The 17954-nt window shown below is 48.5% G+C and carries 19 protein-coding genes and 1 tRNA gene; 6 read left to right on the top strand and 14 right to left on the bottom strand.

Features of this window, described 5'->3' with window-relative positions; all coding sequences use genetic code 11:
* Positions 1-104 precede the first annotated feature (104 nt).
* From E5355_RS17790 to E5355_RS20180, 7 genes are all read right to left on the bottom strand, one after another.
* The gene (locus tag E5355_RS17790) at positions 105-2363 is read right to left on the bottom strand and encodes a RelA/SpoT family protein (RefSeq protein WP_136011391.1); all 2259 of its coding nucleotides are present in this window, start codon (positions 2361-2363) and stop codon (positions 105-107) included.
* 76 nt (positions 2364-2439) lie between these two features.
* Positions 2440-3756, bottom strand: coding sequence for a lytic transglycosylase domain-containing protein (locus E5355_RS17785; RefSeq protein WP_136011390.1), 1317 nt, complete (start codon positions 3754-3756; stop codon positions 2440-2442).
* Between the two features lie 27 nt (positions 3757-3783).
* Positions 3784-4620 carry a DUF5683 domain-containing protein gene (locus E5355_RS17780; RefSeq protein WP_136011389.1) on the bottom strand — a complete coding sequence of 279 codons (837 nt, stop codon included), beginning with the start codon at positions 4618-4620 and terminating at the stop codon, positions 3784-3786.
* Positions 4621-5505 (bottom strand): ParB/RepB/Spo0J family partition protein, encoded by an 885-nt coding sequence (locus E5355_RS17775; protein WP_136011388.1) that lies wholly within the window; start codon positions 5503-5505, stop codon positions 4621-4623. It abuts the gene before it with no gap.
* Between the two features lie 130 nt (positions 5506-5635).
* Positions 5636-6409, bottom strand: a complete 774-nt coding sequence (locus tag E5355_RS17770; RefSeq protein WP_136011387.1) for a ParA family protein — start codon at positions 6407-6409, stop codon at positions 5636-5638.
* Between the two features lie 335 nt (positions 6410-6744).
* Positions 6745-7209, bottom strand: a complete 465-nt coding sequence (locus tag E5355_RS17765) for an HU family DNA-binding protein (RefSeq protein WP_136011386.1) — start codon at positions 7207-7209, stop codon at positions 6745-6747.
* Between the two features lie 11 nt (positions 7210-7220).
* Positions 7221-7343 carry a hypothetical protein gene (locus E5355_RS20180; protein ID WP_256372013.1) on the bottom strand — a complete coding sequence of 41 codons (123 nt, stop codon included), beginning with the start codon at positions 7341-7343 and terminating at the stop codon, positions 7221-7223.
* Positions 7344-7593: 250 nt separating this feature from the next.
* Here E5355_RS20180 and E5355_RS17760 point away from each other — a divergent pair, with 250 nt between their 5' ends.
* Entirely contained in the window at positions 7594-8121 is a 528-nt protein-coding gene (locus tag E5355_RS17760; protein ID WP_136011385.1) for a hypothetical protein, read from the top strand.
* Positions 8118-8795, top strand: coding sequence for a porin family protein (locus E5355_RS17755; protein WP_136011384.1), 678 nt, complete (start codon positions 8118-8120; stop codon positions 8793-8795). The genes E5355_RS17760 and E5355_RS17755 overlap by 4 nt, the downstream gene beginning before the upstream one ends.
* A 25-nt stretch (positions 8796-8820) precedes the next feature.
* On the opposite strand, the gene E5355_RS17750 is transcribed toward E5355_RS17755, so the two are convergent.
* Positions 8821-9294 carry a DUF456 domain-containing protein gene (locus E5355_RS17750; protein ID WP_136011383.1) on the bottom strand — a complete coding sequence of 158 codons (474 nt, stop codon included), beginning with the start codon at positions 9292-9294 and terminating at the stop codon, positions 8821-8823.
* 45 nt (positions 9295-9339) lie between these two features.
* Positions 9340-10776 (bottom strand): DUF1080 domain-containing protein, encoded by a 1437-nt coding sequence (locus E5355_RS17745; protein ID WP_136011382.1) that lies wholly within the window; start codon positions 10774-10776, stop codon positions 9340-9342.
* Positions 10777-10932: 156 nt separating this feature from the next.
* Here E5355_RS17745 and surE point away from each other — a divergent pair, with 156 nt between their 5' ends.
* From surE to E5355_RS17730, 3 genes are all read left to right on the top strand, one after another.
* On the top strand, positions 10933-11697 hold the full coding sequence (gene surE / locus E5355_RS17740) for a 5'/3'-nucleotidase SurE (RefSeq protein WP_136011381.1): 765 nt from the start codon (positions 10933-10935) through the stop codon (positions 11695-11697).
* Positions 11698-11721: 24 nt separating this feature from the next.
* On the top strand, positions 11722-12864 hold the full coding sequence (gene lpxB, locus E5355_RS17735; protein WP_136011380.1) for a lipid-A-disaccharide synthase: 1143 nt from the start codon (positions 11722-11724) through the stop codon (positions 12862-12864).
* 104 nt (positions 12865-12968) lie between these two features.
* Positions 12969-13718 carry a NigD-like protein gene (locus E5355_RS17730; protein WP_168354380.1) on the top strand — a complete coding sequence of 250 codons (750 nt, stop codon included), beginning with the start codon at positions 12969-12971 and terminating at the stop codon, positions 13716-13718.
* Between the two features lie 114 nt (positions 13719-13832).
* On the opposite strand, the gene E5355_RS17725 is transcribed toward E5355_RS17730, so the two are convergent.
* Genes E5355_RS17725 through rsfS form a run of 3 tightly spaced genes read right to left on the bottom strand, consistent with a single transcriptional unit; the run spans position 13833 to position 17046 of the window.
* Positions 13833-14675, bottom strand: coding sequence for a phosphatidate cytidylyltransferase (locus tag E5355_RS17725; protein ID WP_136011378.1), 843 nt, complete (start codon positions 14673-14675; stop codon positions 13833-13835).
* On the bottom strand, positions 14665-16677 hold the full coding sequence (ftsH, locus tag E5355_RS17720) for an ATP-dependent zinc metalloprotease FtsH (RefSeq protein ID WP_136011377.1): 2013 nt from the start codon (positions 16675-16677) through the stop codon (positions 14665-14667). Before ftsH ends, E5355_RS17725 begins: the two co-directional genes overlap by 11 nt.
* A 9-nt stretch (positions 16678-16686) precedes the next feature.
* Positions 16687-17046: a ribosome silencing factor gene (rsfS, locus tag E5355_RS17715; protein ID WP_005824036.1), complete on the bottom strand. Its 360-nt coding sequence runs from the start codon at positions 17044-17046 to the stop codon at positions 16687-16689.
* A 217-nt stretch (positions 17047-17263) separates the two neighbouring features.
* Between rsfS and E5355_RS17710 the strand changes: the two genes are divergently transcribed.
* A tRNA-Gln gene (locus E5355_RS17710) sits at positions 17264-17337 on the top strand.
* A 188-nt stretch (positions 17338-17525) separates the two neighbouring features.
* Here the strand turns inward: E5355_RS17710 and E5355_RS20175 are convergent.
* Both E5355_RS20175 and E5355_RS20170 read right to left on the bottom strand, forming a co-directional pair.
* Positions 17526-17687 carry a transposase gene (locus E5355_RS20175; protein ID WP_256372012.1) on the bottom strand — a complete coding sequence of 54 codons (162 nt, stop codon included), beginning with the start codon at positions 17685-17687 and terminating at the stop codon, positions 17526-17528.
* A partial coding sequence (locus E5355_RS20170; RefSeq protein WP_210434545.1) for a transposase occupies positions 17671-17954 on the bottom strand: 284 nt, incomplete at its 5' end. The genes E5355_RS20175 and E5355_RS20170, both read right to left, overlap by 17 nt.

Below are 17954 nucleotides of genomic sequence, written 5' to 3'. Positions count from 1 at the left end.
TCGTCTAAACTGACGGGCTAATTCTTCGTATCCTTTGTTCTCGCTGAATAGTTACTTTCTTAATCTATTTTTATAAGGAAAGTTAATTCTGCCATGCTTTTGCTTTAATCCTCTATTCTCACCACCTGCTTGATGTTCTGTATCTGCTTCAGATTATTACAGATAGTACGCACGTCCTCCACATCGTGTACGTAGAGCTGTATCTTTCCTTCGAAGATGCCGTCATCGGTTTCGATGGTCAGCTTGCGGATGTTTACATTGAGCTGGCGGGAAATGACTTGGGTCACCTCGTTCAGCAGTCCCATGCTGTCTATACCTTTTATATATATAGTGACGAGGAACGACAAATCCTTGTGCGTGTCCCACTCGGTGGCGATGATGCGGTTTCCGTAGCTACTTTTGAGGCGGGCGGCAACGGGGCACTGACGCTTGTGGATGATGACGCGGTTTTCTTCATCGATATATCCCAGGACATCATCGCCCGGAATAGGGTGGCAGCAGTCTGCCATGATATAATTCTTGGAGATGGCCTCTTCGGTCAGTTTTAGAATCTGTTTGGTATTAATCTTTTCTTGAGGGGCTTTTTCTTCCGGCTGCTCCTTGTTCTCTTTATTGTCTTTGTTTCCAAACGAAAAGGTGAGATATTTCTTCCAGTTGCTGCTCTGTCTTTCTTTGAATGCATTCTTATCTGCATCACCCAATACAATCTTCTTGCTACCGACGGCTACGAGCAATTCGTCCCGGGTATGGAATTTATGCAGTTTGGTCAGTTTGTCCAATGCGGCGTCATCAATGCGGATATCTTCATTTTTGAAGAAGTCGGCGATTATGGTTTCACCCTCTTTTTGGTAAGCCTTTGCTTCTTTACGCAGGATAGAAGCTATTTTGGCACGGGCACGAGCGGTGGTGGCGTATGCTTCCCATTCCGGTTGCACACGTTGCGACTTGGAGGTCAGTACCTCTACCTGGTCACCGCTTTGCAGCTTGTGGCTTAGGGGGACTAGTTTGTGGTTTACTTTGGCGCCGATGCAATGACTGCCGATGTCGGTGTGCAGGGAGAAGGCAAAGTCCAGTGCCGTAGCGTTCTGCGGCATGGTCTTGAGGTCGCCTTTCGGGGTGAAGACGAAAATCTCCGATGCAAACAGGTTCAGTTTGATGGTATCGAGAAAATCGATGGCGTCCGGTTGCGGGTCGTCCAGAATTTCCTTGATGGTACGCAACCATTTCTCCAGTTCGCCTTCATCTTCGCTGCCTCCGCCTTCTTTGTATTTCCAGTGGGCGGCAAAGCCTTGTTCGGCAACGTCATTCATACGCTCACTGCGGATTTGCACCTCAATCCACTGCCCGTGGTTGCCCATCAGGGTGACGTGCAGGGCTTGGTAGCCGTTGGCTTTGGGATGGCTGACCCAGTCGCGCAGGCGGTCGGGGTGGGGCTTGTATATCTTGGAGATGGAGACATAGATGTCGAAGCAGTCGTTCAGCTCCTCTTCCATATTGCGCGGTTCGAAGATGATGCGTACGGCAAGCAGGTCATAGATTTCCTCGAAAGGTACATGCTTGGTCTGCATCTTGTTCCAGATGGAATAGATGGATTTTACCCGGGCGAGGATACGGTATTTCAGGCCCATCTTATCCAATTGGGCACGTATAGGGGTAGTGAAGTCTTTGAATACCTTGTCACGCTCAACGGCGGTGGCTTCCAGCTTCTTTTCTATTTCGCGGTATTCTTCGGGATGTTCGTATTTGAAACTCAGGTTCTCAAGCTCGGTCTTTATCTTGTATAAGCCCAGCCGGTTGGCAAGCGGAGCATAGATGTAGAGTGTTTCGCCTGCAATCTTGAACTGCTTGTTGGGCAGCATGGAGCCAAGCGTGCGCATGTTGTGCAGACGGTCGGCTATCTTGATAAGGATGACACGGATGTCGTCGGACATGGTGAGGAGCAGCTTCTTGAAGTTCTCCGCCTGCGCCGAGGCACGGTCGCCGAAGATGCCGCCGGAAATCTTTGTCAGCCCGTCTACAATCTGGGCGATTTTGGGGCCGAAGATGTTTTCGATATCCTCTACGGTGTAGTCGGTGTCCTCCACCACATCGTGCAGCAATGCCGAGCATATGGAAGTAGACCCCAGTCCTATCTCGTTGCAGACAATCTTTGCCACGGCAATGGGGTGCATGATGTAGGGCTCGCCGGAACGACGCTTGATGCCCTTATGCGCCTGGTTGGCAAAATTGAATGCTTTGGTTATTATTTCGACGCGCTTGCGGTGCTTGGTGCCCAGATAGTCGTTCAACAGTTCTTGGAATGCCTGTTCGATCATTTCATCTTCGGCTTTTTCCTTTTCCTTCTGACTTATGTTTTCTTCCATATACTGCTTTCTCCTTTCTTCACTTCACTTTTTGCAAAAATAAGCAATTTTCAACACGGGACAAGCGTTTATGTCTTTATTTATAAATCTTCAAGCGCTTTCCTGCGGAGATTCTGGTACTGCGCAATCCATTCCAGCTTTTTAGCTGATTGACAGTGACGCCGTATTTCCGTGCGATGCTGCCAAGGTTCTCGCCACTGCGTATCTTGTGGTAGGTGACATTCCCCGTAGCGGTACTGCCTTTGCTGTTGCGTGCCGTCGAGCGTGTATCGGAAACGGCTACTACTCTGCGGTTCTTGAACAACTCGTTGCTGCGGTGGGCATAGATGGTATCTTGTTTGTCGATAAAGGCACTGATGTGGTTGATGGGGAGGCGTAGTGTCTGCGGCTTGCTCTCTCCGGGGATGATGCTTTTCTTGAACTGGGGGTTCAGGCTCTTTATTTGGTCCAGGCTGATGCCGCATATATCGGCAATCTGCTCGAAATGAAGGTTGCGGCTTATCTGCACCGTATCTGTTGCCTCCGGAATGTCGGTTTCCATGGGGCAGATGTTGTGTTTGCAGTAATAGGTCATTACGTAGTTGGCGGCAATGAAGGCCGGTACGTAACCGCGTGTTTCTTTGGGCAGGTAGTTGTAGATTTCCCAATAATCCGTTTTCCCTCCCGAGCGGCGGATGGCTTTGTTGATGGTGCCCGGACCGCAGTTGTAGGCGGCAATCACCAAGTTCCAATCTTTGTAGATGTCGTACATGTCCTTCAGATAGTGTGCTGCGGCCCAGGTCGCTTTTATCGGGTCGCGGCGTTCGTCTACGAGGCTGTTGCTTTCCAGTCCGTATATCTTTCCGGTGGCGAGCATGAATTGCCATAGTCCGCAGGCTCCCGCACGGGAGACGGCAGAAGGGTTGAGGGCAGACTCTATGACGGGCAGGTATTTCAGTTCGAGCGGCAGGCCGTAGGCATCCAGCGCTTCTTCGAAGATGGGCATATAGAAATTGCAGGCGCTCAGCATGAAGGCAACTTGGTTGCGCAGGCGTCCGGCATACATGTCGATGAACTTGCGTACAATTTCGTTGTAGGGCATTTCCATGACGGTCGGCATGCGCGACAACCGGTCTATGTATACGGAGTCGCTGAACATCGGGTTCACGGTAGAGGTGCTGCAGTCTTTTCCCAAGTCTATGTAGTTCTTGGCTTTCCAGTCATTGAGCAGGCTGTCCAGCGGATAGGTCATGCTTTTGGGCAGTTCGATGGATTCTTGGCGTTCTGTACCGTTTTCGCGGATAAGCACTTCCACGCTTTCCTGCGCATGCGTGGCCGGAGCGGCGAAGAGGGTGCAAAGCAGAATCGAGGCTCCGAGGATAATTCTTCTGGTATGGATGGACTTATGTATCATATAGGTATTATGCTTTAATTTTCGTTTTTAGAATCGGAAACTGCATTGTACGCCGACGTTTCTTTTAGAGGAGCCGGTCATCTGGCTGTTGATTATGGCAGGCTCCACTTTCATACTGAGGTCGGGGGTGATGTCGAAGTTGGACAATTCTGCGTCTACGTATGCGTCGACAACAGACAGCAGGTATACGCCGATAAAGGCGAAGATGCTCAAGTCGCGGTATCGCCGGAAAGTGTCCTTGCGCTTCCGCAGTATTTCCGTCAGCTGGCTGTTGCTGTAATTATGGTTGGGCGGAAGCAGGTCGGTGATGCTGCTGGAAGTCCAGTTTTCGTTTACGGCATCCTTGTAGGCTGCCGAATAGTCCTTGTACATCTTGCCGTTCCACGTGAGGGCGTAGGCACAACCGGCAAATCCACCATAGAAGATGGGCAGTTTCCAATATTTGCGGTTGTAGATTTGTCCGCCTCCGGGAATGACGAGAGCAAGCCAGGTGGCTTTCGTAGGATTGGGCACCCATCTTTTGGGGTCGATGGCCTTTTGCAGGCTGTCTGTAGGCACGGGCTGTTCCTTCAGGTCGGGGCTGGCGGTCATTTCCAGCATCTTCCGTTTGTTTTCGGCTGCAAGACTGTCGGCCACGGCAAGGCTGTCTTTTCCCATGGTGGGCCGTCGTCGTATTCGGTCTGTCGTCCGGTTCAGACTGTCGGCTTGCGGGCGCACGGTGTCGAGAGTATCGGTCTGATGCCGCTGTGCACGCTTTGAAGCGGCGCGCGGACGGTCCTGACCATACATAGCAATCCCTGCCATCTGTAAAAAACAGAGCAGCAGGGCAATGGCTAACTGATGTATTCTTCCTTTTTTCCTCATTTATTTCTTCAGCGTATCAAGAATGCCGATGATACGTTCTAATTCTTCTTCGTTATTGAACGGGATACTGATTTTGCCTTTTCCTTTCTCCGAGCAAGTGAGCTGCACTTTGGTACTGAAAAAGCTCGAGAGCTGTTGTTTCAGCATATTGAATTCTTCGGGCAGTTTGGCGCGTTTGGGGGCAATCTTGCGACCGCCGCTCTTCACGGTTTCGCCTTCGCTCAGCGACTTTACTATTTCTTCCACTTTGCGCACGGAATAGCCATGCTCCAGGATTTCCTCGAAGATCTTCACCTGCAGTTTGGGGTCGCCCAGCGTCACCAACGCGCGGGCATGTCCCATGTCTATCTGCTTGTTCTGCAGTCCCATCTGGACGGGAGCGGGCAGTTTGAGTAGGCGCAGGTAGTTGGCAATGGTGGTACGCTTCTTGCCTACGCGTTCGCTGAGGCGCTCTTGCGTCAGTCCATATTGCTCCAGCAGATGCTGGTAAGCGAGGGCTATTTCTACGGAGTTCAAGTCTTCGCGCTGTATGTTTTCGATGAGCGCCATTTCCATGACGTTCTCGTCATCTGCAGTGCGGATATAGGCGGGGATGCTGGTCAGTCCGGCAAGCTGCGAAGCGCGGAAACGACGCTCGCCGGCGATAATCTGGTATTCGTCGTCGCTAAGCTTGCGCAGGGTGATGGGCTGTATGATGCCGATTTCGGAGATGGAATCAGCTAACTCCTGCAACGCAACCGGGTCGAATTCATGACGGGGCTGGTTGGGATTGACCGTAATCTTCGACAACTCTATTTCATTGATGGAGGAGGAACCTTCGGTCTGCACTTCATCTATGGAGAACAGGGCGTCCAGCCCGCGTCCTAATGCATTTCTTTGTGCCATCTGTTTATTTACTATATTGACGATTTACAATTTACTATTTAGCCATGCGGGGTGATTTTGTTGTGTATTGTAAATATGGTATTTATCACTAACCCCTAATCATTAATCACTAACCGCTTATCCTTAACCACTAATCCCTTCTTGCGTTTCTGCTTATCAGCTCCTTGGCAAGTGCCATGTGGTTCTTGGCTCCGGTTGAGTCTGCGTCATAGAGAATGGTGGGCAGGCCGTAGCTGGGAGCTTCGCTCAGTTTTACATTACGCTGGATGACGGTGTTGAATACCAATTCCTGGAAGTGGCGTTTCACTTCATCGTAAATCTGGTTGGCCTGGCGCAGACGCGAGTCGTACATTGTCAGCAGGAAGCCTTCGATTTCGAGGGCGGGGTTCAGCTTCGACTTGATGATTTTAATGGTGTTCAGCAATTTGCTGATGCCCTCCAGTGCGAAATATTCCGCTTGTACGGGGATGATTACCGAATCGGCGGCAGTCAGTGCGTTGACCGTAATCAGACCCAGAGACGGGGAACAGTCTATCAAGATATAGTCAAACTCATTCTTCAGCGGAGCGAGTACTTCTTTCAGTATCTTTTCGCGGTTTTTCAGATTGAGCATTTCTATTTCGGCACCTACCAGATTGATGTGGGAGGAGATGACCTTCAGAGTGTCTATCTCCGTGTCATGAAGGGCCTCGCATACGTCTGCACGGTCGATAATGCACTCGTAGATAGTACATTCCGACTGCTTGATGTCCACACCCAATCCGGAGGAGGCGTTGGCCTGCGGGTCGGCATCTACAACGAGCACTTTCTTTTCAAGCGTGGCAAGCGAGGCTGCGAGGTTGATTGTCGTCGTAGTCTTGCCTACGCCACCCTTTTGGTTAGCCATAGCAATTATTTTTCCCATAATCTCAATATTTATTGGCAGCGAAATAAGTGATAATTCCGGATAGTGCCTACTAAAAAAGAGGAAGATTGCCAAAACGGTTGATAAGTCGCCTGTTTTGTTAATAACTCCACAAGGCGGTGTGTCTCTCCGTATTCGGCGGTTCGGTCGTTATTTCCCTCTAATTAGCAGGCAAATATACATATTTATCTTGAAACAGGGAGGCTTTTTTGCCTCGCTTGCAGAAGATTAAGATTTGTTTTATGCTTTCATGTCTTTTGCTTGTTTTGTAAATAGCTTATTTTCACTGTTCTTTATACTGAAAAAGAATGTGTATTAATAGGCCGATTGGCATATTAGTCTATCGGAGCCCTTTCCCGTTCCAGTGTCTCGGGTCGCAACATTTCTTTGGGAAAATATTTGCTCAACGGGTAACGGTAGAAGTTCATGTTTTGCCGCAACCTGTTTACAAGCGTGCGGTCGGGCTTGAAGTAGATGCGCGACACCTGTACTTTGCCTGGGGTCACATCGTCGGGGTGCTCAAAGCCCTCGCTTGTGATGGACAGGTTGAAGGACCCTAGACCCTTGATGGTGACCGACTCGCCTTCGCAGAGTGCCTCTTCGATGTACTTGGGCAAGTCCACCAATACACTCTGCACGTCGCCCTCGCTCATACCTTTGCGGCGGGCCATGCGGCGGGCCAATATCTCTGTTGTCACTCCTCCGCGCATTTGCAAGGTTCGTTGCACGGCATAGTATAGTTGCTTCATTCCTTCCTTGGTGCGGAAGAGTTTCTTTCTTACCAGATAAATCATGTCTATATCCTTTCTTGTTATGGTTGTATATCCGTTGGGTTGCGCATGCCTGCCTGGCGTATGCCCCGTCTCTTTCCGGCAGGCAGCGCATTGCCGGAAATGATGCGCAAGATGGCATCTTGTATGTCGTAAGTCGGCATGTTGTGTTGTTCAAGTTGGCATCTTGTGCGGCAAAGGTAAGTGTGTTTCGGCAGATATGCAAGTGTTTTCCGAAGAAGTAAGGCAAGGGTGTCTTCCGTGAGAGTATGACTCTTTCATTTAATGGAGTTATTGGGAGTTAAAATGAAAGATTCGTAGAAGGGGATAAATATTTTATTGCTAATGTTTTGAAATGCAAATGTTTTTTGGTATGTTCGAACGCGGAATCTTTAATCAAGAATAGGGTTGGCTATGAGAAATTATTTCATCTTTTTAATTTTTGTTTCGTCTATAGCGTTAAGTGCATGTGGGCATGAAGAAACTGTTGTTCAAGAAGATGCGGAGGACTTCGAAGCCTCTGAAGAACTTGTTGCTGAATTGAATGATGCCGCATTTGCTGCATTTATCTTCCCGGCAAACCATAGAAAGAGCAATGAATTTGATTTATTTAATCCTGAAGGTATGGATTATGCCATAGCTGTAAAACAAGAATTTGATTTCGCTCAAATGATGAGTCTGGTGCAAGATTTGGATGCTGCAAATGAAAAGGCAAAATCTCTTTTCCCTAATGTGCATTATTGTGATGATTTGGATTTCTTAAAAGAGTATGTATCTAATATTGTGGAAATTGGAGATAAATCTCAAATTAGGCTTTTTACGGATGAAATGTGCAAGAGTATTGACAATGCAGGGCTTAGCACGGAAAGAACATTAGACTTGAAAGCAATGATGGCGATAGCAGAAAATAGTTATTCTCTTTGGATAATTGAAGAAAAATGAACAGACAGGTTGTTGTAAGAATGGTGGTTGTGCTGTTCGCACTGCTGGGCTTGAGCTTGTTTCCGCTTAAAGCCCAGAAAATATATGCCACTGACACGGAAACAGGTGAAAAAACATTTGTGCTGACCTATGGCTGGGGAATCACGGGATATGCTTCGTCTCATGGCATTTCGGCTTGGGACGTAGATGGCAAAGGTGGAGGCGTGGCCAACCTGCTCAAAGCTATGTGCTACTCTTCTTCCTCTGAAGTGGGCTATGGAGGGCTTCTCTATGGCAATACGCATTCGCAACGTTTTCAGGCAGAAGGAGTGAAAGAACGGGTGAATCTCATCTATGTGGCACCGCAGGTCTCTTACTTGAAACGTGCCACCATGTTCCCGTCATGTTTCAGCACCATGGGAGGAGGAGTGGGGTATTTGCACTACCGGAGCAAGACGGCTCTTTCGGGTCATCCTGATGACATAAAGGTTTCCGCTTCCAGTGCGGGAGTCAATGGCTTCATAGGTTTTGAATATACTTTTGCACGCCATTGGGGCATTAGCTTGGAGGTGGATGCGCTTTACTCGCCTGTCAAGTTGGGGAAAGGCGGAAGGGAGCCGGTTCCTTTCAAGCCGAGAGGAAAGCTCGGCCTATTCTTGCTGACCACACAGATAGGCCTGTCTTGTCATCTGTAAACGATGGACGTGCTTTCGCTGCAATTTATAACAGTGCTTCTGCGAACTTCCAGCAGAAGTAAGCACACATCACGCATTTCGCTACTGTGCCCAGCAGGAATCCAAGTAGCGAGCCCAGTCCCGATTTCAAGGCCCGGTTTGCGTTGCTGCCTCCCATCAGCTCACCGATGAAGGCTCCGAGAAAGGGGCCGAGGATGATGCCCCAAGGCATGAAGAACAGCCCTATGATGCTGCCTATGAGACAGCCGCGTGTGCCCCATCGGCTGCCTCCGCTGTATTTGCTGCCCAGCATCGGGACGAAATAATCCAGTATCTGTACAAGGACGACTGCCGCCAGCCATAAAAGCAACTGCATGGTGGAAAACTGCGCCTTGTCCGTGAGGTGTAGGAGCAACAAGCCCGTATAGGCTACGGGCGGTCCCGGAATCATAGGCAGGATGCAGCCTGCCAGTCCGGCAATCAGGCAGAGGATGCCCAAGATGATGAGAAGAATGTCCATAGGTGTATCGTTTCTGTTGGTGAAGATGACAGCGGTTGTTCCCTGCTACTCGAATCGGTTGTATATGACAATGGGGCGGGAGCGGCGTGTGCTCATCGACGGGAACCATATATCATCGGCTGTGAGGCCGCATTGCTTGATGGCTTCGGCGCAATATTCCAGTCGTCCGAAGTCGGCATCGACATTGTTTGTGCCGAATGTGAATTTGATTCCACGTGCCTTGGCGCGACGGATAATCTCGAAACTGGGAATCCGGTAGCGTGCATTGATTTCCAAAGCGATTCTATGTTGTTGCAATACATCCAATACGCGTTCAATTCGTTCGTCAGTCCAGTACTTGTCGTAATCATGCGCCATTGTGTCGGGCAGGAAGGTAGGGTTGGCATAAATGTCGGCAGGCTCGTTGGTCAGAATCAGGACTGTTTGGTCGACAAGGTGGTTCATATACTGCTCAAGCGTAATGTCGTCGAAGAGTGCTTCTTCGGCTCGGTAGATACGCGAATTGCGTCCCTTGTGGTCTATGATGGTCATGGCGTCGGTAAACAGGTAATCGAAAATCCCCAGTGATTCCTGCGAGAAAGTAGTTGTCCACTTACGCCCTTCACCTTGCACCCCGCATAAGAATGGCAAGCCTTTTACTTCATTAAAATAGTCGTATACTTCTTTGTCATCGGCCAGCATACGTCCTACACCACCCTCGCCGGCATTGGGGGCAACACCATAGTTGATGCCGTAATTCATGGACATGGCGTGTGCCATTTCCTTCGTCAGCCCTCCTTTCAGGTGAACGTGGTAGTCTATGACCGGAAAATCGCGTTGCTGTAGCCTGATTATTCCGTCCGTACGTTCGTCTGTCGGAGCGAGTGTATCCGCTTCGTTGCGTGCTTCCTTGGCAAGTCGTTCGATGGCGAGATTCCGGAACGACACTTCGCCGTGTATGCCTTGCAAGGCAATGGAACCTTGGCTTAGCAGTTGCCGGGCGTGCTCTTCTGTACGGTATGGATGTTCGGGTTCGGTATAGCAGACGACTTCGGTTCCGCCAATGCAGACCATGATGTTTTGTCCGCGTACGGTTATCTCGAAGTCAAACCATTCTCCATCTTTTGCGAGTGAGCGGTAGAGGTTGCGCACGGAGGCGAGCGAGCCGCTCTTGCGCGTACCGTCGATGTCTCCGTTACGGAATATCACCTCATAACCGGACTCACCGTCCGTATGAAAGAGGAGGCGTGCTTCGGAACCGGGTTTTGTGAAGGCTTCGCCGGTGAGCCGGAAATTCTGGTATTCTTTGTCGTTGAAGAGTTTCCGGCCTTCTGTAATGACCGGGTCTGCCGTGCGAAGCGTAGATGTCCCGTCATCCCATTGGTCAAGTGGCTCGGGGGAATTGTTTCTGCCGCAACTTGTCAGGACTGCCAGAAACAGAATGATTGCAGCGGTTGCAGCCTCGATGCGTACGGCAATGGTAGGATGGCAAAAAGTGTTCATTATGGAATGGATTTTATGAATGTTTGTATTTCAATTGTTGGCGGTGCAAAGTTAGCCTTTTCTGAGAATATCTTCGGATACAAAAGAATTATTATCCTTGTAGCATGCAGTTTAAAGCCTTTTTAGCTACTTTTGTGCGACAATAAAAAGAAGATTATGAAAAATCAGAGACCTTTGATATTGATTTCCAATGATGACGGTATCATTGCGAAAGGTATTGGCGAGTTAATCAAATTTCTTCGTCCGCTGGGCGAGATTGTGGTAATGGCGCCGGATGCGCCCCGCTCTGGAAGTGCGTGTGCGCTGACTGTAACGGAACCTATCCACTACCGGCTGGTCCGTAAGGATGTCGGGCTGACGGTATACAAGTGTTCCGGTACGCCGACCGACTGTGTGAAGCTGGCCTTTCATACGGTGCTCGACCGCAAGCCCGACCTGGTGGTGGGCGGCATCAACCACGGCGACAATTCTTCTGTAAACCTGCACTATTCCGGTACGATGGGCGTTGTGATAGAAGGATGCCTCAAAGGAGTGCCTTCCATCGGATTTTCTCTTTGCAGCCATGAGCCGAACGCCGATTTCGAGCCTGCAGGTCCTTACATCCGCGAGATAGCCCGGCTGGTATTGGAGAAGGGGTTGCCTCCATTGACGTGCCTCAATGTCAACTTCCCAGATGCCAAAGAGCTGAAGGGGGTGAAGATTTGCGAACAGACCAAGGGACAATGGATGAACGAATGGGAGAACTTTGCTCATAGAGGGGATGCCCATTACTATTGGCTGACCGGTGAGTTTGAGAATAACGATGCTGAAAATGAGAAAAATGACCATTGGGCGCTCGATAACGGCTATGTGGCAATTACCCCGACCACGGTGGATGCAACGGCATACGGCTTGATTGATGAACTGAAAACATGGTTCTGAATTAATTGACAATTATCAATTGATATGAAGTATTACTTGATTGTCGGTGAAGCTTCCGGCGACCTGCATGCCTCCCATCTGATGGCTGCATTGAAGGAAGAAGACCCGCAAGCGGAGTTTCGTTTCTTTGGTGGCGACCTCATGGCTGCAGTGGGTGGTGTGATGGTGAAGCACTACAAAGAGTTGGCGTATATGGGGTTCGTCCCCGTATTGCTGCATCTGCGCACCATCTTTGCCAATATGAAGCGTTGCAAGGAGGATATTGTTGCATGGCAGCCGGATGTGCTGATTTTGGTGGACTATCCGGGCTTTAATCTGGATATAGCCAAGTTTGTCCATGCCAACACAAGGATTCCTGTCTTTTATTATATCTCTCCCAAGATTTGGGCATGGAAGGAATACCGCATCAAGAATATTAAACGGGATGTGGATGAACTGTTCTCCATCCTACCGTTTGAGGTGGAGTTCTTCGAAAAAAAACATCACTATCCGATACACTACGTCGGCAATCCGACAGTGGATGAGGTGACGGCTTTTCTTGCTTCCGGCTCAGAGACATTTGACGACTTTGTCCGGGCAAACGGACTTTCGTCCAAACCTATCATTGCCTTGCTGGCCGGTAGCCGCAAGCAGGAAATCAAGGATAATCTGCCAGACATGCTTCGCGCGGCAGCTTCTTTTCCCGATTATCAGCTCGTACTGGCCGGTGCTCCGGGCATTTCTCCCGAGTATTACAAATGTTATGTAGGCGGGGCGGACGTGAAGATTATCTTCAACAAGACATTCTCCTTGTTGAGGCAGGCAGAGGCTGCACTGGTCACTTCGGGGACGGCAACGCTGGAAGCGGCCCTGTTCCGTGTGCCGCAAGCGGTGTGCTACCATACTCCGATAGGGAAGGTTATCGCTTTCCTGAAACGGCATATGCTGAAGGTGAAGTACATTTCCTTGGTCAACCTCATTGCCAACCGGGAGGTGGTGAAAGAGCTGGTTGCCGATACCATGACAGTAGAGCAGGTACGCTCGGAGCTGAACCGTATCTTGTACGACAAGGAATATCGCTGCCGGATGCTCGAGGGATATGAGTGCATGGCATCCCGCTTGGGAGAGGCCGGAGCACCCGGACATGCTGCCCGCAAGATGGTGGCGTTGTTAAGGAAGCTGAAATAAAATCAGGATAGTTTCTAAGAAATTGTTAAAATGGAAGAAGCCGGTGCAGTAAATGCCCGGCTTTTGTATTCTCTATACAAAAACAAATGAAAAGAACTTTGATTATGAAAAAGCTGTATGGGTTATTTATGGCAATATGTTTGGCAGTGATGCCCGTCTTGCAATCATGTGATGATGGCGATGGATATTCTTTGGGTGATTTTACTCCGCCTTTGTGGGCTACTGTGCGTGTTACGGGGAATGCCTTTTACTTGAACTGCGATGTCTGGGGGACGCTTTGGCCGGTGAATACGGACATAGGATGGTATGATGCCGTGGATGGACAACGGGTGATAACCGTATTCAATCCTTTGCAGGACAACTATGCAGGATATGACCATGCCGTGAAACTGTTGCGCTTGCAAAACATTCTGACGAAAGAGGTGGAAACGCTGACTCCCGAAACTGAAGAAGATTTCGGTAACGACCCCGTGTTTATAAATAAAGGTGACATCAGCATCAGTGGTGGTTATATGAACATCTTTTTCATGCAGAACCTGCCATTCTCAACAGAACAAAAACACCGCATCAGCCTGGTGCGTCCGCAAAAGGATGATGCCTTGTATGGCGAAGACGGATATATCCACTTGGAACTCCGTTATAATGATTATGATGACCTGTCGGGACGTCGCGGTCTTGGTGCTGTCTCCTATAATCTGAACAGCCTGGAGATTTCCTCGGAAACTAAAGGCATCAAACTGAAACTCAATTCGGAAAAGAATGGAGAGGTGGAAGTAACCTTTGATTTGAAAACAGTGGGAAGTAATGAAAAGCTGACTACTAATGTGGATCTGTCCAATATGCAGTTGAAGTAAGAAAAGGGTTGTGATAGTATATAGTAAGAAAGAGCACCCGGGATTTTGATGTCATCCATCTGCCCGGGTGCTCTTTTTATATGTTTTATGCAGGTTTGTTCGTGTGAACCGTTGTTAGAACATCGTCAATGCATACAGATAAACGACTGCTGCGGGAATTGCCATCAGGGCACTGTCGAAACGGTCGAGCATCCCTCCATGACCCGGCAGAATGTTGCCCGAATCCTTAATTCCCAATTGGCGTTTCATGAGTGATTCGGTCAGGTCGCCCCATGTACCGAAAATGACTACGACGATTGCCAGACCTACCCATTGCCACCACAGCATGAAAGAGAAAAAGTACGCAAAGACAAAAGATGAAGCGATGGAGAAAATTCCGCCGCCGATACTGCCTTCCCAAGATTTCTTTGGGGAAATGCGCTCAAACAGACGGTGTCTGCCTATCAATGAACCAGTACAGTAGGCACCCGTATCACTCAACCAGATGAATACGAAGATGGAAAGCGGCAGGATGGGGTTGTAGGTCACACTGCTCGTTTCCGTGGAATATTGAAAAGCAAGTACATTCAGCAGGGCGAAGGGGAGTGCCACGTACAATTGGCTTAGCATGGAGTAGGCCCAGTTACCCGTCGGGTTCTTTTTCTTGAGGTAAAGTTCCGTAATCATCATGTAGAGCAACAGTCCCAAATAAGGAAGGAATATCCGTGCTCCTACAGACTGCTGGGTACAGAAACTCATTAATGCAAGGAAAAGGTAAGCTCCCCCCAATGCAGTGATGGTCTTGTTTATGCTTACTTCGCCGCTCCTGTTGACTAATTGGGCAAACTCATGTACGCTCAGTGCACTGATAATGGTGAACAGTATACCGAACGAAAGGGGGCTGTAAAGAATACAGCCCACCAATACTATGACGAATAATACACCGGTAACGGCACGTTGGATAAAGTTATTTTTCATGCTTTTCTTCTTTCTTGACTTCTTTTTCTGCTTCTATGGCTTTTTGTTCTTCTTCTTGCTCTGCTTTTTTCACCTCGGCAGCAGTCTTGTTTGCACTGATTTCCTCCGAACGGGAAGCCCATGGACGTTTTCCAAAGATGTGTTCAACGTCTTCGGCAAAGATTACTTCCTGATCAATCAGCAGTTGTGCCAGCCGGTTGTGTCCTTCTTGGTTTTCGGATAGTATTTTCTTGGCACGTTCGTACTGTTCGTTGACCATCTGCTTCACTTCTTCGTCAATCAGTTCCGCAGTCTTTTCGCTATACGGACGGTTGAAAGAATATTCCTCATTATTATAATAACAGAGGTTGGGGAGTTTTTCGCTCATACCCAAATAGGCAATCATACCGTATGCCTGCTTTGTCACACGTTCTAAGTCATTCATGGCTCCGGTGGATATTCTACCCAAGAATAGGTCTTCGGCGGCACGTCCTCCCAAGGTGGCACACATCTCATCGAGCATCTGTTCCTTGGTGGTGATTTGCCGTTCTTCCGGCAGATACCAGGCTGCGCCCAAAGCGCGTCCGCGGGGTACAATAGTTACTTTAATCAGCGGATTGGCGTATTCTAGCAACCAAGAGATGCTGGCATGGCCGGCTTCGTGTATGGCAATGGAACGGCGTTCGGCCTCGGTAGTGATTTTGGTTTTCTTTTCCAATCCACCCACAATACGGTCTACGGCATCCAGGAAGTCTTGCTTTCCGACGAACTTCTTGCCGTGGCGGGCGGCTATCAGGGCTGCTTCGTTACATACATTGGCTATGTCTGCTCCAGAGAATCCGGGAGTCTGGCGTGCCAGAAGGTCTACATCCACACTATTGTCTATCTTGATGGGGCGCAGGTGTACGCCGAATACTTCCTTACGCTCATTAAGGTCGGGTAGGTCTACATGTATCTGGCGGTCAAAACGTCCGGCTCGCAGCAATGCTTTGTCCAAGACGTCCACACGGTTGGTGGCGGCCAAGATGATAACGCCGCTGTTGGAGCCGAAGCCGTCCATCTCAGTCAGCAACTGGTTCAATGTGTTTTCGCGCTCGTCGTTGCCACCCATGGCGGCTGCTTTGGCACGTGCACGTCCTACAGCGTCAATCTCGTCGATGAACACGATACAAGGTGCTTTTTCCTTTGCTTGGCGGAACAAATCGCGAACACGGGAAGCTCCCACACCGACAAACATTTCCACAAAGTCGGAACCTGCCAAAGAGAAGAAAGGTACGTTGGCTTCTCCGGCCACGGCCTTTGCAAGCAGGGTCTTTCCGGTTCCCGGAGGACCTACCAGCAAGGCACCCTTGGGTATCTTACCTCCCAAATCGGTATATTTCTGAGGCTCTTTCAAAAACTCGACAATTTCTTCTACCTCTTGCTTGGCTTCGGCAAGTCCTGCCACATCCTTGAATGTAATCTTGATGGGGGAACCTTTTTCAAATAATTGGGCCTTGGACTTTCCTACGCTGAAGATGCCTCCACCTCCGCTCATGCCTCCACCTCCGCTCATGCGTCGGGACATGAAAATCCAGAAACCGATAAGGAATGCAAAAGGGAGAATCTGCCACAGAATGGCACCGAAGTAGTTTCGCTTCTTTTCGTAGTTGATGGAGCCGTCAAAGTGGGCGTCGTCTCTTTCCTTTTGCAGGAAATTCCCCAAGCTCTCGCGTGAAGGGGCCTCGGTCGTAATAAGCGGATTCTTGCCTACTCGGCTGGAGTCCTGACGAAATACGTTCCCTATGTGGTGCGGTTTGACGTAAGCTTCGACGGAGTTGTCATCGTAACCGATTACTTTGCTTATATAACCGTTTCGTACATATTGCTGGAATTCATCATAAGAGATATTTTGGGTTGCTGTACCGCTTTCGTTGGTCAGGTACAGCCCTAACAGCATCATTGCTATAATCATATACAGCCAGTTCAGGTTGAACTTGGGCATATTTACTTTATTGGGTTTCTTGTTGGTATTATTATCCATACGTTTTGATTAATCGAGGTCAGGAATTTGAGTTAATTTGGCATCTGCCCAGAGGTGTTCCAGATTGTAGAATTCCCTTGTTTCAGGCAGGAAGACATGCACTAATATGTCCGAGTAGTCCATAGCTACCCATTCAGCATTGCGCAGCCCGTCTACGGCGAAGGGCTTGGTATCGGCACCCTTGCGTGTGAAGTCCCTTATGGATTCTACAATGGCTGTCACTTGGCTGGGAGAGTTTCCTTGGCAGATGACGAAATAATTGCATATTGTATCGTCGATTTTTGTCAGATCTGCGATGACGATTTTTTTTCCTTTTTTATCTTGAATACCTTCTGTTATCTGTTGAATCAGTTTCTTCGTTTCGTTCATTATACATTATTATATTAAAACAGTTGACAAATATACGTTGATTTCTCATATCAAACACGCAAAAGAGGAAAACTCTTTCAATTTTTGTTTTTTTTTAGTTATATAATCCTTTGGATTACGGTATCTTATCAGTTTTTTGCAAAAAAAATGCTCGTTTTTGTTTTGATTTATAGAAATCTTTGTATCTTTGCAACCGCAAAAAGGAAATAACAACCATTGGGCTATGGTGTAATGGTAACACTACAGATTCTGGTCCTGTCATTCCTGGTTCGAATCCAGGTAGCCCAACCACAAACAGCCAATTTGAGCTAAAAACCTCCTAAAGTCACAAGCTTTAAGAGGTTTTTTTGTTGCTTTCCGACCATGTACAAAAATTTCGGTGCAGGCATTGGCTCAGGCTCACCCGATAAGCATAGGGGGCTTAAGCGGGTCAGTAGAAAATTAGGGGTCAGTCCTAAAACCCTGTGGGTATGTTAAATCTACCCTGTTAGTTTGCATAATCTAAAAATAAAAAATAGTCTATCTCCGACTCCCCTGAACTGTGTTCTGAACGCTTTAATTTTTGCATTGAATGATTCACCAAACGCATTGGTTTCCCTGTTAACGAAATAGTTCAGTATTGTTTCATAATAGTTCTGCATGGTATTTGTTACGGTTCGAAACATCCGTATCCAAGCTTTTCCATTTGTACCACAAGGCAAGCTTTGCCCGTGTCACATCCTTGTCATAGTGCTTATTATATATATCGGTCAACTCTATGGCCAAGTCGTAAACTGATTTCAGTTCCGGATAATGGTCGAATATGATTTCCGCACGTATTCTTTGGGATTCAGTCCATTTACTGAAATGCTTAACAAGTACATGTTTGGCCCTTGCCAGCAGCTGCTTGCGGGTATCACCATTGGTAT

The organism is Bacteroides muris (ex Afrizal et al. 2022) (genome assembly GCF_004793475.1).
Taxonomy (GTDB): Bacteria; Bacteroidota; Bacteroidia; order Bacteroidales; family Bacteroidaceae; genus Bacteroides; species Bacteroides muris.
Note: the sequence above shows the minus strand (reverse complement) of the source record. Positions and strands in the feature narration are given on the sequence as shown.

Coding starts and splice junctions, on each gene's coding strand:
- E5355_RS17790 (WP_136011391.1), bottom strand. CDS start 2,363: ATGGAAGAAAACATAAGTCAGAAGGAAAAGGAAAAAGCCGAAGATGAA.
- E5355_RS17785 (WP_136011390.1), bottom strand. CDS start 3,756: ATGATACATAAGTCCATCCATACCAGAAGAATTATCCTCGGAGCCTCG.
- E5355_RS17780 (WP_136011389.1), bottom strand. CDS start 4,620: ATGAGGAAAAAAGGAAGAATACATCAGTTAGCCATTGCCCTGCTGCTC.
- E5355_RS17775 (WP_136011388.1), bottom strand. CDS start 5,505: ATGGCACAAAGAAATGCATTAGGACGCGGGCTGGACGCCCTGTTCTCC.
- E5355_RS17770 (WP_136011387.1), bottom strand. CDS start 6,409: ATGGGAAAAATAATTGCTATGGCTAACCAAAAGGGTGGCGTAGGCAAG.
- E5355_RS20180 (WP_256372013.1), bottom strand. CDS start 7,343: ATGCCGACTTACGACATACAAGATGCCATCTTGCGCATCATTTCCGGC.
- E5355_RS17760 (WP_136011385.1), top strand. CDS start 7,594: ATGAGAAATTATTTCATCTTTTTAATTTTTGTTTCGTCTATAGCGTTA.
- E5355_RS17755 (WP_136011384.1), top strand. CDS start 8,118: ATGAACAGACAGGTTGTTGTAAGAATGGTGGTTGTGCTGTTCGCACTG.
- E5355_RS17750 (WP_136011383.1), bottom strand. CDS start 9,294: ATGGACATTCTTCTCATCATCTTGGGCATCCTCTGCCTGATTGCCGGA.
- E5355_RS17745 (WP_136011382.1), bottom strand. CDS start 10,776: ATGAACACTTTTTGCCATCCTACCATTGCCGTACGCATCGAGGCTGCA.
- surE (WP_136011381.1), top strand. CDS start 10,933: ATGAAAAATCAGAGACCTTTGATATTGATTTCCAATGATGACGGTATC.
- lpxB (WP_136011380.1), top strand. CDS start 11,722: ATGAAGTATTACTTGATTGTCGGTGAAGCTTCCGGCGACCTGCATGCC.
- E5355_RS17730 (WP_168354380.1), top strand. CDS start 12,969: ATGAAAAAGCTGTATGGGTTATTTATGGCAATATGTTTGGCAGTGATG.
- E5355_RS17725 (WP_136011378.1), bottom strand. CDS start 14,675: ATGAAAAATAACTTTATCCAACGTGCCGTTACCGGTGTATTATTCGTC.
- ftsH (WP_136011377.1), bottom strand. CDS start 16,677: ATGGATAATAATACCAACAAGAAACCCAATAAAGTAAATATGCCCAAG.
- rsfS (WP_005824036.1), bottom strand. CDS start 17,046: ATGAACGAAACGAAGAAACTGATTCAACAGATAACAGAAGGTATTCAA.
- E5355_RS20175 (WP_256372012.1), bottom strand. CDS start 17,687: ATGCAGAACTATTATGAAACAATACTGAACTATTTCGTTAACAGGGAA.